Consider the following 14,950-nt stretch of genomic DNA (forward strand, 5'->3'; position numbering starts at 1 on the left):
CTGCCTTACTGCGCCGCCACCGCGCTCTCCTGCGGCAGGTGGCGGTAGTTGAAGCTCAACGCGAACACGATCCCCAGCACCAGCGTATATAGCGCAAACACCAGCCAGATGCTCTGCCAGTCTTTCACGCCGTCATGGCTGAAGAAGTCCACCACCTCGCCGCTGGCGAGCGCCCCCAGATAGGCGCCCAAACCGTTGACCATGGTCATGAACAGCCCCTGCGCGCTGGCGCGGATGCGGTGATCGGCCTCTTTCTCGACGAAGATGGCGCCGGAGATATTGAAGAAGTCGAAGGCGCAGCCGTAGACAATCATCGACAGCAACAGCAGCACGAAACCAAAGCCGACCGGCGTGCCGTAAGCCAGGAACAGAAAGCGCAGCGTCCAGGCCGCCATGCTGATCAGCATCACCTGCTTGATGCCGTAACGGCGCAGGAAGAAGGGAATGGTGAGGATAAAGAACACTTCGGAGATCTGCGACAGCGACAGCAGCACCGCCGGATACCGGACGCTGAGGCTGTCCTGATACAGCGGATTGAGCGACAGATCGTGCAGGAACGGGTTGCCGAAGGTATTGGTTATCTGCAGCGCCGCACCAAGCAACATGGCGAACAGGAAAAACAGCGCCATGCGCCTCTGGCGGAACAACACCAGCGCATCCAACCCCAGCACGCTCACCCAGCTTTTCGACTCGGCCGCGCGGTTGGTCGGGCAACGCGGCAGCGTCAGCGAATAGGCGGACAGCAGCAGCGACGCCGCAGAAGCCAGATACAGCTGCAGATTGCTGAGCTCGATGCGGCTGAAGCCGACCAACCACATCGCCAGAATGAACCCCACGGTGCCGTACACCCGCACCGGCGGAAAATCCCTCACCGTGTCAAAGCCGTGCTTCTCCAGGCAAAAATAGGAAATGGCGTTGGAGAGCGCGATGGTCGGCATATAGACCATGGCATTGAACAGCATCACCCAGAACATCAGCATCGGTTGCTCGACCTGCGCCGCGCAGTACAGCGCCAGCGCCCCGAGCAGGTGGCACAGCGCATACAGATAGTTGGCCTTCATCCACCGATCGGCGATGATGCCCGCCAGCCCCGGCATGATCAGCGCGGCGATGCCTTTGGCGCTGTAGACCATCCCCACCTGCATGCCGCTGAAATGCAGCGTGTTGATCATGTAGGAGCCCAGCGTCACCAGCCAGGCGCCCCAGATAAAGAACTGCAGGAAAATCATGACTTTTAATCGTGTTTTTATCGCCATCGCCATCACCTTGTTATTATGCTTTCAACGATGATTGGTGCCGCGGGCCCCCTGCAGCCCGCCGCCGGTTTGCTTGCGGTGTTACAGCGTTTTGAACAGCTCGCGGATCAGGCGCATGAAATCGTCCGCCGCCAGCGCCGCGCAGCTGAGCGTTTGTTCGTGAGAAAGAGGCGTATCCGACAGCCCTTCGGCGTAGTTGGTCATCGCGGACACCACCAGCACCTTGAGACCGCAGTGGCGCGCCGCCAGGACTTCCGGCACGATCGACATGCCCACCACGTCGCAGCCCAGGGTCTGCATCATGCGGATCTCCGCCGGCGTTTCGAAATTCGGCCCGGTGTAGGCGGCGAATACCCCTTCCGCCAGCGGGATGCCCGCGCTTTCGGCCACCGCCGCCAGCCCGGCGCGCAGATCGCGATCGTAGGCGTTCGCCAGGCTGAAGAAGCGCGGCCCGAAGCGCTCGTCGTTGGCGCCGACCAGCGGCGATTCCGGCATGAAGTTAATGTGATCGGTAATGGCCACCAGGCTGCCCGGCGCCACCGAACGGCGCAGCGAACCGGCGGCGTTGGTCGCCAGCAGGAATTCGCAGCCCAGCAGTTTGAAGGTGCGCACCGCGGTGGTCATCACCTGCATGCCACGCCCTTCATAGAAATGACCGCGCCCTTTCATGCACAATACCGGCACGCCCTCCAGCTTGCCGGCGACCAGCTGCCCGGCGTGGCCGGCGACGCCGCTCACCGGAAAGCCCGGCAGCTCCGCGTAATCGAGGGTGACGGTTTCGGTCATCACCTCCGCCAGGGCGCCAAGCCCGGAGCCGAGAATCAAGGCCGCTTTCGGCTGGAAACCCGGCAGGCGTGCGCGGACGACATCGGCGCAGGTAAAAGCATCTTCTTGATTAAACATCGTATTCTCTCTTTCAGCGGGGGATAATAAGCCCCATAGTAGAGAGCGAGGCGCGGCCGAGACCAATACATTCTTGGCGGCCGATTTATTCCATTTACCTATAAGTTGAGCTGCGTCACAAGGAGGCGATACCCCGGATGAACCCGCCCCAAGCCCTGCCCGATCCCGGCCGGATTAACTTCCGCCTGCTGCACTATTTCCGCGTGGTGGCGGAAGAGATGAACTTCACCCAGGCGGCGCGGCGGCTGAATATGTCACAGCCGCCGCTCAGCAAGCACATCAAGGAGCTGGAGAGTCAGCTCGGGGTGGTGCTGTTCAAACGCACCACCCGCTCCATGACGCTGACGCCGGCCGGCCGCACGCTGCTGCGCAACGTCGAGCGGCTGCTGGATCAGGCCGACAGCGCATTGCATCAGGTGCAACAGATGGGGCGTGGCGAAGGCGGCCACATGGTGGTCGGCATGGTCGGCACCTCGGCCTGGGGCGGCCTGATCGCGGCGCTGCGGCGATTCAGCGAGCGGAGCGCCGGCGTCACCTGGTCGTTGAACGAGCTGACGCCCAGCCAGCAAATCGCCGCGCTGCAAAAGCGGCATATCGACATCGGGGTCTGGCGAGAGGCGCAGCAGCAGACGCTGCCGGGGTTAACCTGCCAACGGTTGGCAAGCGAGAGCATCGCCGTGGTGTTGCCGCTCGATCATCCGCTGGCGCAGCAGGAAAATATCCCGCTGGCGGCGCTGCAGAACGACAGTTTCATCGTGCTGCCGCCGCATGAGGCCAGCCTGGGGCTGTATCTGCACAATCTGTGTCTGCGGCAGGGATTTTTGCCGGACGTCGCTTATCAGGTCAACGAACCGCAGACCCTGCTGGCGCTGGTGGCGGAAGGCTGCGGCATCACGCTGCTGCCGGACAGCTACGGCCGCATCCCGTGGCCCGGCGTACGCTTTTGCTCGCTGCAACAGGCACCGCCGGCGGATCTGTACGCGGTGTATCGCGCCGACAGCGTCACGCCGGTGGTGCAGGCCTTCCTGGAAATGCTGCGGGCGCCGTAAGCGGCCCGCAGCGCAGATTACATCGTCGGCTGCACCATCAGCTGGCCGGCGGTGCCGCGATCGGCCATCTCCAGCGTCTGGCTGTAATACAGGAACGGGAAGTGTTCGGAGGTAGGTTGGTTGAAATACACCAGCAGCTCGACGTCGCCATCGACCCAGACGGTGTCCTTCCAGCCGCGATCTTCCGCCATCGGCTGCGCGCCGTTGACGCGTTTGATCAGGAACTGCACGCCCTGAATATGGAACGCCTGCGGCGTATCCGCATGAATGTTCCAACGTTCCCAGGTGCCTTGCTGCGCCTGTACGTCGATGCGGTTCATGTCCCAAATCGCGCCGTTGATGCCGACGCCGCCGTCGCCCAGGCGGAAATCGCGGGTGCGGCTGGCGCTGCCGTCCAACAACTGATCCGCCAGCAGGCGCATCGGCAGGTTGTCGGTCACCAGCGGCAGCAGGCCGGTCGGGCGCAGCGTCAGCACCTGGGTGGACACCAGAATGCTCGACGGCTCGAACAGGCCGCGCAGGCGATCCATGATGCCCGCCGCTTCACCGGCGGTGATGGTCACCTCTTCGCCCTTCGACATGTCGATCAGCACTTCCCGGCGTTCGCCAGGCGCCAACGACAGCTGCTGCACCGCGACCGGCGCAGGCAGGAAGCCCTGATCGCTGGCAATCACGTTGAACGGCCGCCCGTCGCTGAGCTGCAGGGTATAGCGGCGCGCGTTGGAGGCGTTAAGCAGGCGCAGACGCACCCAACCGCGCGACACGTCAACATACGGGTTTTGCACGCCGTTGACCAACAGCGTATCGCCGACGAAACCGCCCTGCGACGGTGCATCGTATTGCGGTGTGCCGAAGTTATCGAAGCGTTTGTCCTGAATGATCAGCGGGAAATCGTCGACGCCGTAGTGGTTGGGCAGCGGCAGCGCTTTGCTGACGGCATCTTCCACCAGCCACAGCCCGGCCAGCCCGTTGTAAACGTGCGGCGCCATACGGTTCGGCGTGTTGGCATGGTACCAGCAGGTGGCCGCCGCCTGACGAATGGGCAGCACCGGCGACCAGTCGACGTTAGGCGACATCATGCGCGGCGCGCCGCCCATCAGCGTGCCTGGCACCTGCAGACCGCTGACGGTCATCGCTACCGGCTCCTGCAGGCGGTTGCTGTAGATCAGTTTGACGTCGTCACCGCTGTAAACCCGCACCGTCGGCCCCAGGTACATGCCATTGATGCCCCACACCGCCGCTTTGCGGTTATCCATAAACGCCCAATGGGCGCGCTGCAAGGTCAGGAACAGCGGCTGACCGCGGCGAGACTCCAGCAACGGGGGAATGGGTAACGGGGTCTGCGTTCCGCTCGCCTCAGCCCTCAGCGGCACGGCGCCCGCGCACAGCGCCAGGCCCGATGCCTGTAAAAACTGACGTCGACTGAGTGACATATTTTCTCCATGAAAAGCAATAACTAAACCGTGTGCAAAACCCAAACGCCCGCCAATCAAGATTAGCAGGCGTTCAGGCGTTAACGGCGCTGAACGCCAATTAAAACCCTATTCTTTGAAGCCGGTAGACTCTTATTTTTTGGCGGCGTTGCGCTGGGCGACTTCGGCGTCCAATTCGGTGATTTTCGCCTCCATCAGTTCACGGCAATGGGCCGCCAACTCACGCACGTTTTCTTTGCCGTATTTACTGGTATCCACCGGTGCCAACATCTCGACGATCACATGACCGTTATTCCAGCGATTAAGATTTATATTACCGCTGGTGGTTGATACACAGATCGGCACAATCGGCACGCCGGCGGCGATGGCCGCGTGGAACGCGCCGGTTTTAAACGGCATCAGCCCGCGACCGCGGCTGCGGGTCCCTTCCGGGAACATCCAGATCGAAATGTCTTTCTTTTTGAACTGCTCCGCCACCTGGGCGATGGTGCCGTGCGCCTTGGCGCGATTATCACGATCTATCAGCAGATTACCGGTCAGCCAATACAGCGGGCCGAAAAACGGGATCCACACCAGACTTTTTTTACCGACGGTCACGGTGCGCGGCTGCACGATATTGGAGGCCGTCACCATGTCGTAGTTATTTTGGTGGTTGGCGATATAGATGCAGTTGCCATTGTTGGCCGCATCGGCCGGCACGCGGGTTTCAACCTTGATGCCGAACAGCGTCGACAGGCGGCCGAAAAGATGGCCGAAGGTCGCCACGTGGCGAGGGTTGCGCGGGCTGAACAAGCAATAAACAGAACCGAAAATACACACCAGAATACAGAAAAGAGTGGCGAGAACGGCACGCAAAATCAATAACATAACAACCTCATTAGCACACTGCCAACGCAGTTTACTTCGCTGCGCAGATTCCTTTACTCATTATTTGCCGGCCAGGCGGTAAGCACGCCGATGTTGCCTGCATTTCTCGCTATTTTCCTGCCAGGCGGCAGTACGCACAATAATTTTATGCGCAGAAATGTTAACTATTTGGAAAATAAACGCCAGCAAAAATAAATAAGGCGGCCACAGCATGCTGCGACCGCCCTTTAACGCCGGCGCCAACGCTTACTCTTCGCTGTCGCCGCCCGACGCCCGCACCGGCGCATCCACTTCGACGCGATCGATGCGCTGCAGGCCACGCGGCAGCTGGGTGCCCTTGCGGCCGCGCTCCGCGCGGAACTTCTGAAGATCCTCCGGACGCAGCGTCAGCTTGCGTTTGCCGACATACAACGTGACGGACGCCTGCGGCGGCAGCACGAACAGCCAGGCCAGCTTGTCTTCACCGGCTGCGGCCCGCGCCGCCGGAATGGAGACGATCTTGTTGCCCTTGCCCTTCGACAGTTGCGGCAGATCGGCGACCGGGAACATCAACATGCGCCCGGCGGCGGTGATCGACAGCAGCATATCGTCTGCGCCGTGAATTTCCATCGGCGGCAGCGCTCTGGCGTTGTCCGGCAGCGTGATCATCACCTTGCCGGCGCGGTTGCGCGCCACCAGATCGTTAAAGGTGCAAACGAAACCGTAACCGGCGTCGGACGCCATCAGCAGTTTTTGATCGTCGGCCGCCATCAGCACCTGCTCAATGGTGGCGCCCGGCGGCGGCGTCAGCTTGCCGGTCAACGGTTCGCCCTGCCCGCGCGCCGAAGGCAGCGTCATCGGATCGAGCGCATAGCTGCGCCCGGTAGAATCGATGAACACCACCGGCTGGTTGCTCTTGCCGCGCGCCGCGCCGCGGAAGCTGTCGCCGGCCTTGTAGCTCAATCCTGCCGGATCGATGTCATGGCCCTTGGCGCTGCGCACCCAGCCCATTTCCGACAGCACGATGGTCACCGGCTCGGACGGCACGAAGTCGTGCTCGCTCATCGCCTTGGCTTCCGCGCGCTCGGTCAGCGGCGAACGGCGATCGTCGCCGTAGGTTTGCGCGTCGGCCTGGATCTCTTTCTTAATCAGCGTATTCAACTTGCGCTCGGACGCCAGCAGCGCCTGCAGCTGATCGCGCTCTTTCGCCAGTTCGTCCTGCTCGCCGCGGATCTTGACCTCTTCCAGCTTGGCCAGGTGACGCAGTTTCAGCTCGAGGATCGCTTCCGCCTGGGTATCGGAGATGCCGAAACGCTGCATCAGCACCGGCTTCGGCTCATCCTCGCTGCGGATGATGTGGATCACCTCGTCGATGTTGAGGAACGCCACCAGCAAACCTTCGAGGATATGCAGGCGCTTGAGCACCTTCTCGAGGCGGTAGTTCAGGCGGCGACGCACCGTATCGCGACGATAGGCCAGCCATTCGGTGAGGATCTCCACCAGCCCTTTGACCTGCGGGCGGTTGTCCAGACCGATCATGTTCATGTTGATGCGGTAGCTGCGCTCCAGATCGGTGGTGGCGAACAGGTGATTCATCACCTGCTCCAGATCGATGCGGTTGGAACGCGGCACGATCACCAGACGCGTCGGGTTCTCGTGATCGGATTCATCGCGCAGATCCTCGACCATCGGCAGCTTCTTGGCGCGCATCTGGCTGGCGATCTGCTCCAGCACCTTGGCGCCGGAGACCTGATGCGGCAAGGCGGTGATCACCGCGCTGCCGTCCTCTTTCTTCCACACGGCGCGCATGCGCACCGAGCCGCGGCCGCTCTGGTAAATTTTGCGAATTTCATCGCGCGGGGTAATGATCTCGGCTTCGGTCGGGAAGTCCGGCCCCTGCACGAACTCGAGCAGGTCATCGAGCGAGGCGCCCGGCTTGTCGAGCAGCGCCACCGCCGCAGCGGCGACTTCGCGCACGTTGTGAGGCGGAATGTCGGTCGCCATGCCGACCGCGATGCCGGTGGTGCCGTTCAGCAGGATGTTCGGCAGGCGCGCCGGCAGCATCTTCGGCTCTTGCAGCGTGCCGTCAAAGTTCGGGATCCAGTCGACCGTGCCCTGGCCCAGTTCGGCCAGCAAGACCTCGGCGTATTTGGACAGGCGCGATTCGGTATAACGCATCGCCGCGAACGACTTGGGATCGTCCGGCGCCCCCCAGTTCCCCTGGCCGTCCACCAGCGGATAGCGATACGAGAACGGCTGCGCCATCAGCACCATGGCTTCATAACACGCACTGTCGCCGTGCGGGTGGTATTTACCCAGCACGTCGCCCACGGTGCGGGCGGATTTCTTGAATTTGGCGCTGTTGGTCAGCCCCAGTTCAGACATGGCGTAGATGATGCGGCGTTGTACCGGCTTCAAACCGTCGCCAATGTACGGCAACGCCCGATCCATGATGACGTACATGGAATAGTTCAGATAGGCGTTTTCAGTGAATGTGTGCAGCGGTAAACGCTCTACACCGTCATGAGTCAGATCACTCATTACTCAATTATCCTCAGACCGTGGCTTGGCAATCCCTTGGACGACAAAAGGCATCGCTTGTCGATTCTGCCCGCGATAGTAACCCATCTGCGGGGTAGCTGTCACAGTTGGCGCAAGGATCGCCGCCGGCGGCCGGTTGCGCGATGCGGTTTATGCAAAATTTCGCTGTCTGGCGGCCCGTTTATTGACTGGCAGTCAACACTGTTGTGCGCTGGATCGCATTTTTACTTGCCTGACTCACGATTACACTCGTCACCAGCGAGATGGTTTCCGCCTTTTCAGCGGGAAGCATGCCATATCTTAACTCTGACGGGAGCCGCGAAAGATGAGCAATATCCTGATTATCAACGCTAAAAAACAATTCGGCCATTCCAACGGCGAACTCAACCAAACCCTGAGCGACGTGGCGGAAGGCTTCCTGCGCGATCTGCAGCACGATGTGCAGGTCACCGTGGTCGACGACGGCTATGACATCGAAGCCGAAGTACAGAAATACCTGTGGGCCGACGCGGTCATCTATCAGATGCCAGGCTGGTGGATGGGCGAACCTTGGATCCTGAAAAAATACATCGATGAAGTGTTCACCGCCGGTCACGGCAGCCTGTATGCCAACGACGGTCGCTCTCGTTCTGACGAAAGCAAAAAATATGGCTCCGGCGGCCTGATCCAGGGCAAAAAATACCTGCTGAGCCTGACCTGGAACGCCCCGATGGAGGCCTTCACCGATCCCGATCAGTTCTTCCACGGTATCGGCGTCGACGGCGTTTACCTGCACTTCCACAAGGCCAACCAGTTCCTGGGAATGGAAGCGCTGCCGACCTTTATCTGCAATAACGTGATAAAACAACCGGATATCGAAGCGGACATCGCACGTTATCGCGAGCATTTGGCGAAAATTTTTGCTTAACTGACGCAGAACATTCTCATCAACGAGGCAGACATGATCACCGTAATCGCAGAAATCAAAGTGAAACCCGGCCACCGCGCCACCGTACTGCAAGCCATTGAAAAACTGGTGCCGCTGGTGCTGGCGGAAGACGGCTGCGGCGAATATACGCCGATGGTCGACAGCAATACCCAGGCACCCTGGCAGAAACGGTCGCCGGATTCGGTGTTCATGCTGGAGAAATGGGAAAGCATGGCGCATCTGGAAAAACACCTGGCCATTGAGCACATGCTCAAACACCGCGAGACCATCAAGGACAGCGTGCTGGACACCGAGATCTACATCCTGGAAAACGCCCTGTAAGCTCCGCCTTATAACGTCTGCGCGTCGATGTGCGCGCTGACGTAGTCAAGAAAACAGGTGATGCGCGCCGCCAATTGCGTATTGCGGTAATACACCGCATTGATCGGCTGGCGCACGTCCAGCGTCTCCTGCTCCAGCAACGTCACCAACTTGCCGGCTTCCCGATCGCGGCGGGTCATAAAGTCTGCCAGCTGTACGATCCCCTCGCCCTGCAGCGCCAATTGCCGCAGCGTTTCCCCGCTGGACGCAGAGATCGTCGGCGTGATGGTGAAATGCGGCGCCTGGCGATAGCGCAACGGCCACTGGTTAAGCGACTCCGGCTGGGTAAAACCGAGCAGACAATGCCGATGCAACTCCTCCACGCTCTGCGGCGTGCCGTGCTGCTGCAGATAAGCCGGGCTGGCGAGGATGCGCAGCCTGCTGGCTCCCAGCGCGCGCGCATGAATGGTCGAATCACGCAACGCACCGATGCGAATGGCGATATCCGTGCGTTTTTCCAGCAGATCGATAATCAGGTTGTCGGTGTTCAGCTCGAGCGAAATTTGCGGATAACGTTCTCTGAACCCCGCCACCAGCGGCACGATGACGTGCTCCATAAAAGGTGCGGCCGCATTGATCCGCAGCCGCCCGGCGGGCATTTGCCGGCGCACCGCCATTTGCTCTTCGGCATTTTCCACCGAGCTGATGATCGTACGCGCATGGTTCAGGAAGCTCAGCCCCTCTTCGGTCAGCTCCAAACGACGCGTCGTGCGGCGCATCAGGGTGGTATCGAGCTTATTCTCCAGGCGGCTGAGCGCGCGGCTGATGCCGGATGTTGTCTGGCCGAGCTGATCGGCGGCGGCGGTGATGGAACCGCTGTCGACCACCGAGGTGAACGCCAGCAATTCTTCGAGCGTGATCTTCATGCATTCCGGCCCAGGTTATCGGGCGCCGCATGAACGCCCTGCGGGAAAGCCGGCCCGGCGTTTCACCGGGCCAGGGTCAGGCTCAGACCGCCAATTCGGCCATGTCGCCCTTGTCTTGCAGCCAGTTGCGGCGATCTTCCGAACGCTTCTTGGCCAACAGCATGTCCATCACCGCCAGCGTCTGATCGACGTCATCCTCCGCCACCGTCAGTTGCACCAGACGGCGGGTGTTCGGATCGAGGGTGGTTTCGCGCAGCTGCAGCGGGTTCATCTCGCCCAGCCCTTTAAAGCGCTGCACGTTCGGCTTGCCCTTTTTGCGCTTCAGCTGTTCCAGCACGCCGGCTTTCTCTTCTTCATCCAGCGCGTAGAACACTTCTTTACCGAGATCGATGCGGTACAGCGGCGGCATGGCGACATAGACGTGGCCGCCTTTCACCAGCGAACGGAAGTGGCGCACGAACAGCGCGCACAGCAGCGTGGCGATATGCAAGCCATCGGAGTCCGCATCCGCCAGGATGCAGATTTTGCCGTAGCGCAATTGGCTGAGATCTTCGCTGTCCGGATCGATGCCGATCGCCACGGAAATGTCGTGCACTTCCTGCGAGGCCAGCACTTCGTCCGAGGACACTTCCCAGGTATTCAGGATTTTGCCCTTCAGCGGCATGATCGCCTGATACTCGCGATCGCGCGCCTGCTTGGCCGATCCGCCCGCCGAGTCCCCTTCCACCAGGAACAGTTCGGTCATGGCCAGATCCTGCGAGGTGCAGTCCGCCAGCTTGCCCGGCAGCGCCGGCCCGCTGGTGAGCTTCTTGCGCACCACTTTCTTGGCCGCGCGCAGGCGGCGCTGGGCGCTGGAGATCGCCAGCTCGGCCAGCTGTTCCGCCGCCTGAACGTTCTGGTTCAGCCACAGGCTGAAGGCGTCTTTCACCACGCCGGAAACGAAGGCCGCGCACTGACGCGAGGAGAGACGCTCTTTGGTCTGCCCGGCAAACTGCGGATCCTGCATCTTCACCGACAGCACGTAGGCGCAACGATCCCAGATATCCTCCGCCGACAGCTTCACGCCGCGCGGCAGAATATTGCGGAATTCGCAGAACTCGCGCATCGCGTCCAGCAGCCCCTGACGCAGGCCGTTGACGTGAGTGCCGCCCTGCATGGTCGGGATCAGGTTGACGTAGCTTTCGGTCAGCAGCTCGCCGCCTTCCGGCAGCCACAGCAGCGCCCAGTCCACCGCTTCGGTGTCACCGGCGAAATTGCCGACGAACGGCGCTTCCGGCAGGGTTATCAGGCCGTTAACCGCTTCCATCAGGTAGTCGGTCAGGCCGTCCTGGTAGCACCAGCGCTGCTCGGTGTTGTTCACCTTGTCGATGAAATAGATCTCGACGCCGGGGCACAGCACCGCTTTGGCTTTCAGCAGGTGAGTCAGGCGCGATACCGAGAAACGCGGGCTGTCGAAGAACTGTTCGTCGGGCCAGAAGTGCACGCTGGTGCCGGTGTTGCGTTTGCCGCAGGTGCCGGTCACCGTCAGATCCTGCACTTTGTCGCCGTTTTCGAAGGCGATGCCGTAGACGTTGCCGTCGCGGCGCACGTTGACTTCCACCCGCTTCGACAGGGCGTTGACCACCGAGATGCCAACGCCGTGCAGGCCGCCGGAGAACTGGTAGTTTTTATTCGAGAATTTACCGCCGGCGTGCAGCCGGCACAGGATCAACTCAACCGCCGGCACGCCCTCTTCCGGGTGGATGTCCACCGGCATGCCGCGGCCGTCGTCGATCACTTCCAGCGACTGATCGGCGTGCAGGATCACGTCGATGCGCTTGGCGTGACCGGCCAACGCTTCGTCGACGCTGTTATCGATCACCTCTTGGCCGAGGTGGTTTGGGCGCGTCGTGTCGGTATACATGCCGGGACGACGGCGCACTGGTTCTAGACCGCTGAGTACTTCAATGGCATCAGCGTTATAGCTGGATTGAGTCATCGTTGATTATTTTTTCGTGGTTAAAGGGAGGTGCCGGAACGGTCCGTCAGACCGCGTTTAGCCCTAAAAAATCCACAATCTGGGGGAAGTAGTGCTCGAAACCGACGAAGGCGTGGTTTCCACCCGACTCCACCGTTTGCCGACACGCGGTGTAATACGCCACTGCCTGGCCGTAATCGAGAATTTCATCGCCCGTTTGCTGCAGCAGCCAGATTAAATCCGGCGACTCCAAAGGATCGATCTGCATCACTTTCAGATCGTAAACGTGCCGAGACTCTAACACATATTGCTGGCCGGTGTAGGGGTTCTCGTTGGCGCCGAGATAGTCGACCAGCAGCTCAAACGGCTTGACCGCCGGGTTGACCACCACCGCCGGCAGGGAAAAACACTGCGACAGCCAGGTGGCGTAATAGCCGCCCAGCGACGAGCCGACCAGCCCGAGCGTTTGCCCGGCGCGTTCCAGCACCAGATTTTCCAGCATCTCGGCGGCCTCCGCCGGAAAGGCCGGCAGCTGCGGCACCAGCATCTCGATATCGGGATGGTGTTCGGCCAGCCAGGCCTTGAAGGCCACCGCCTTGGCCGACTGCGGCGAGCTGTTGAAGCCGTGCAGGTAGAGCAGTGTCGAAGGCATCAGTATCCATCCGAGTCCATATCGGGGCGGAAATCGTCGTTTTCCAGGCGGAACACCTGCGTCTCGACGCGACCGTCCGGCAGCAGATCGAGGTAGCGCCAGCCGGGGGAAACGTCGTCGATGGTGAAGTTCGTGCAGTGCGGCTTGAATTGCACGCAGGTAGACGGCGTCGCCAACAGGCGCCGACCCTGCCATTCCAAATCCAGATCTTGGTGAATGTGCCCGCACACCACGGTATTCACTTTCGGATAACGCAGCAGGATTGCGCCCAGCATATGCGGGTTGCGCAGGCTGTGCTGATCGAGCCAGGTGCAACCGGAAGGCAGCGGATGATGGTGCAGCAGCAGCAGCGTATAGCGCTCGGGGTGAGCCTGCAGGCAACGCTCCATCCACTCCAGCTGGTATTCGCTCAATTCGCCGTGCGGCACGCCGAACACCTGGCTGTCCAGCATCAGCACTTGCCAGTTATCACCCAACAGCACCTGTTTGGAAGGCGCAATGCCCGCGGCGGCCAACGCGTCGACCATCGCCGGTTGAAAATCGTGGTTGCCCGGCAGCCACGCGCAGGGGGCCGGCAGTTGCGCGATGCCGGCGGCGAAGTGGCGGTACGCCTCTTGCGAATGATCCTGCGCCAAATCTCCCGTGGCGACGATCAAATCGACGTCGCGGCACTGCGCCTGGATGGCGTCCAGCACCGCGTGATAGCTGCGATAGGTATTGATGCCGAGCAACGTCTCGTGTTCGCCGGCAAAAAGGTGGGTATCTGTTATTTGTAGAATCCTGACCGCGGCCCCACTCGCCACGGGCAGTTTAAACAGGCTTTCCAAATGGTGTCCTTTGTTATTTCAGTCTGTCTAACAAACCGGAACCGCCATCGCTCCATGCGCCAAACAGTAGCGCAGCCAATCAGCAAGAAACTGGTTAATTTGATGCTTTTCGTCGCGTTGATGCAACTTTTTATTAGGATAATCATAACGCGCTTTAAAGCGGTAGATCTGCTGACTGGAACACACTTCCGCAACCATGGCGTCATGGTACAACCGCACCGTCATCGCGGGCAGGCTCCAGTAGCTGACCGCCGGAAAGATCTGCTCGATCTCCACCAGCGACGTGTAACGCGTGGACTCAACGATGGTCAAACGATAGCCGGCGCCGTTCACCTGATAAGTCACCGTTTCGCCCGCTTCGTCGTTGCGCGGCAGCAAGCGGCGCAATTGCGCGAAGTTGGTTTCGCACAATCTCATCATTTCGGGGAAATCAGGGGTATAGCGCTGTTTCATTAGTTGGCCCACTCTTTTCTCAACGATTCATGGTGCAACGCCAGCCATTGCAATGCAATCACTGATGCGGCGTTATCGATCGCGCCTTCCTCAACCCAGCGGTAAGCCTGTTCGCGGCTGACCACATGGACGCGGATATCTTCATGTTCTTCCGCCAGGCCGTGGATGCCCTCGGCGGTGCCGGCGTCCACTTCGCCGACCATGATCGACAAACGTTCGCTGGTGCCGCCGGGGCTGGCCAGGTAGCTCAGCACCGGTTTGCAGCGCCCGACCACCACGCCGGCCTCTTCCTGCGCTTCGCGGCGGCATACGTCCTCGACGCTTTCACCGGTTTCGATCATACCCGCCACCATTTCCAGCAGCCAGGGCGAATTACTGGTATCGACCGCGGCGATGCGCAGTTGTTCAATCAGCACAACCTCGTCGCGCACCGGATCGTAGGGCAGCAGCACCGCCGCATGGCCGCGTTCGAAAATTTCACGCGTGATTTCAGGGCTCATTTCACCATTGAACAACCGGTGGCGAAACCGGTATAAATTGAGTGAAAAAAAACCACGGTACAGCGTCTCGCGTGCAATAATTTCTACATCTTTTTTATCGAAAGTAACGGGCGACGGCTGCGAACGGTTCATGCGCGAATTCTCCTGCTTGAGTATGCCGATAAAATAAACGGTTTTGATGACAGAAACAGCGGGACTCTCCGCCGCGGCTTTATGTTAGGCTGTTTTTCGCCGCCGGATGCGGCACGTTTGTGCGCTCGCAGGTAATAGCGGGAAACAATCCGGATTGTCAGCCATAATATCAGCTGCAGTCGACCCGGGCAGTACGCCAAGGTAAATGGGCGGTCTGAAAGGTAAAAGTTACGTGAGATGGCACATT

At 60.5% G+C, this 14,950-nt stretch carries 14 protein-coding genes; 3 read left to right on the plus strand and 11 right to left on the minus strand.

Going from position 1 to position 14,950, the window contains the following annotated elements; translation table 11 throughout:
- Positions 1-5: 5 nt before the first annotated feature.
- Together J0F90_RS20895 and xapA are read right to left on the minus strand one after the other, a co-directional pair.
- The gene (locus J0F90_RS20895) at positions 6-1,256 is read right to left on the minus strand and encodes a nucleoside permease (protein WP_033641351.1); all 1,251 of its coding nucleotides are present in this window, start codon (positions 1,254-1,256) and stop codon (positions 6-8) included.
- An 81-nt stretch (positions 1,257-1,337) separates the two neighbouring features.
- Positions 1,338-2,159 carry a xanthosine phosphorylase gene (gene xapA, locus J0F90_RS20900; RefSeq protein ID WP_033639373.1) on the minus strand — a complete coding sequence of 274 codons (822 nt, stop codon included), beginning with the start codon at positions 2,157-2,159 and terminating at the stop codon, positions 1,338-1,340.
- Between the two features lie 137 nt (positions 2,160-2,296).
- On the opposite strand from xapA, the gene J0F90_RS20905 reads away from it, so the two are divergent.
- Complete coding sequence (locus J0F90_RS20905) at positions 2,297-3,208, plus strand: LysR family transcriptional regulator (protein WP_033639372.1); 912 nt, start codon at positions 2,297-2,299, stop codon at positions 3,206-3,208.
- Positions 3,209-3,225: 17 nt separating this feature from the next.
- Here the strand turns inward: J0F90_RS20905 and ftsP are convergent, their stop codons facing one another.
- From ftsP to parC, 3 genes are all read right to left on the minus strand, one after another.
- Positions 3,226-4,641, minus strand: coding sequence for a cell division protein FtsP (ftsP, locus tag J0F90_RS20910; protein ID WP_004937270.1), 1,416 nt, complete (start codon positions 4,639-4,641; stop codon positions 3,226-3,228).
- Between the two features lie 132 nt (positions 4,642-4,773).
- On the minus strand, positions 4,774-5,508 hold the full coding sequence (locus J0F90_RS20915) for a 1-acylglycerol-3-phosphate O-acyltransferase (protein ID WP_033639371.1): 735 nt from the start codon (positions 5,506-5,508) through the stop codon (positions 4,774-4,776).
- Between the two features lie 246 nt (positions 5,509-5,754).
- Positions 5,755-8,028: a DNA topoisomerase IV subunit A gene (gene parC / locus J0F90_RS20920; protein WP_033639369.1), complete on the minus strand. Its 2,274-nt coding sequence runs from the start codon at positions 8,026-8,028 to the stop codon at positions 5,755-5,757.
- Between the two features lie 325 nt (positions 8,029-8,353).
- On the opposite strand from parC, the gene J0F90_RS20925 reads away from it, so the two are divergent.
- Both J0F90_RS20925 and J0F90_RS20930 read left to right on the plus strand, forming a co-directional pair.
- On the plus strand, positions 8,354-8,935 hold the full coding sequence (locus J0F90_RS20925; protein WP_016930136.1) for an NAD(P)H-dependent oxidoreductase: 582 nt from the start codon (positions 8,354-8,356) through the stop codon (positions 8,933-8,935).
- Positions 8,936-8,968: 33 nt separating this feature from the next.
- A complete protein-coding gene (locus J0F90_RS20930) occupies positions 8,969-9,277 on the plus strand; it encodes a putative quinol monooxygenase (protein ID WP_004937258.1) in 309 nt (102 codons plus the stop codon).
- An 8-nt stretch (positions 9,278-9,285) separates the two neighbouring features.
- Here J0F90_RS20930 and J0F90_RS20935 read toward each other — a convergent pair whose 3' ends face one another.
- From J0F90_RS20935 to nudF, 6 genes are all read right to left on the minus strand, one after another.
- Positions 9,286-10,182 (minus strand): LysR substrate-binding domain-containing protein, encoded by an 897-nt coding sequence (locus J0F90_RS20935; RefSeq protein ID WP_033639368.1) that lies wholly within the window; start codon positions 10,180-10,182, stop codon positions 9,286-9,288.
- Between the two features lie 82 nt (positions 10,183-10,264).
- Positions 10,265-12,160: a DNA topoisomerase IV subunit B gene (parE, locus tag J0F90_RS20940; protein WP_025304305.1), complete on the minus strand. Its 1,896-nt coding sequence runs from the start codon at positions 12,158-12,160 to the stop codon at positions 10,265-10,267.
- A gap of 46 nt (positions 12,161-12,206) precedes the next feature.
- Positions 12,207-12,791 (minus strand): esterase YqiA, encoded by a 585-nt coding sequence (gene yqiA / locus J0F90_RS20945; RefSeq protein ID WP_015379081.1) that lies wholly within the window; start codon positions 12,789-12,791, stop codon positions 12,207-12,209.
- Positions 12,791-13,618, minus strand: a complete 828-nt coding sequence (gene cpdA, locus J0F90_RS20950; protein ID WP_033639367.1) for a 3',5'-cyclic-AMP phosphodiesterase — start codon at positions 13,616-13,618, stop codon at positions 12,791-12,793. Before cpdA ends, yqiA begins: the two co-directional genes overlap by 1 nt.
- Positions 13,619-13,645: 27 nt before the next feature.
- On the minus strand, positions 13,646-14,071 hold the full coding sequence (locus J0F90_RS20955; RefSeq protein ID WP_004937244.1) for a DUF1249 family protein: 426 nt from the start codon (positions 14,069-14,071) through the stop codon (positions 13,646-13,648).
- Positions 14,071-14,703 carry an ADP-ribose diphosphatase gene (gene nudF / locus J0F90_RS20960; protein ID WP_004937242.1) on the minus strand — a complete coding sequence of 211 codons (633 nt, stop codon included), beginning with the start codon at positions 14,701-14,703 and terminating at the stop codon, positions 14,071-14,073. The genes J0F90_RS20955 and nudF overlap by 1 nt, the downstream gene beginning before the upstream one ends.
- Between the last annotated feature and the right edge of the window lie 247 nt (positions 14,704-14,950).

Origin of the sequence: Serratia marcescens subsp. marcescens ATCC 13880 (assembly GCF_017299535.1) — a bacterium.
Lineage (GTDB): Bacteria > Pseudomonadota > Gammaproteobacteria > Enterobacterales > Enterobacteriaceae > Serratia > Serratia marcescens.

Coding starts and splice junctions, on each gene's coding strand:
- J0F90_RS20955 (WP_004937244.1), bottom strand. CDS start 14,071: ATGAAACAGCGCTATACCCCTGATTTCCCCGAAATGATGAGATTGTGC.
- J0F90_RS20935 (WP_033639368.1), bottom strand. CDS start 10,182: ATGAAGATCACGCTCGAAGAATTGCTGGCGTTCACCTCGGTGGTCGAC.
- xapA (WP_033639373.1), bottom strand. CDS start 2,159: ATGTTTAATCAAGAAGATGCTTTTACCTGCGCCGATGTCGTCCGCGCA.
- parE (WP_025304305.1), bottom strand. CDS start 12,160: ATGACTCAATCCAGCTATAACGCTGATGCCATTGAAGTACTCAGCGGT.
- J0F90_RS20905 (WP_033639372.1), top strand. CDS start 2,297: ATGAACCCGCCCCAAGCCCTGCCCGATCCCGGCCGGATTAACTTCCGC.
- parC (WP_033639369.1), bottom strand. CDS start 8,028: ATGAGTGATCTGACTCATGACGGTGTAGAGCGTTTACCGCTGCACACA.
- J0F90_RS20915 (WP_033639371.1), bottom strand. CDS start 5,508: ATGTTATTGATTTTGCGTGCCGTTCTCGCCACTCTTTTCTGTATTCTG.
- J0F90_RS20930 (WP_004937258.1), top strand. CDS start 8,969: ATGATCACCGTAATCGCAGAAATCAAAGTGAAACCCGGCCACCGCGCC.
- J0F90_RS20925 (WP_016930136.1), top strand. CDS start 8,354: ATGAGCAATATCCTGATTATCAACGCTAAAAAACAATTCGGCCATTCC.
- yqiA (WP_015379081.1), bottom strand. CDS start 12,791: ATGCCTTCGACACTGCTCTACCTGCACGGCTTCAACAGCTCGCCGCAG.
- ftsP (WP_004937270.1), bottom strand. CDS start 4,641: ATGTCACTCAGTCGACGTCAGTTTTTACAGGCATCGGGCCTGGCGCTG.
- J0F90_RS20895 (WP_033641351.1), bottom strand. CDS start 1,256: ATGGCGATAAAAACACGATTAAAAGTCATGATTTTCCTGCAGTTCTTT.
- nudF (WP_004937242.1), bottom strand. CDS start 14,703: ATGAACCGTTCGCAGCCGTCGCCCGTTACTTTCGATAAAAAAGATGTA.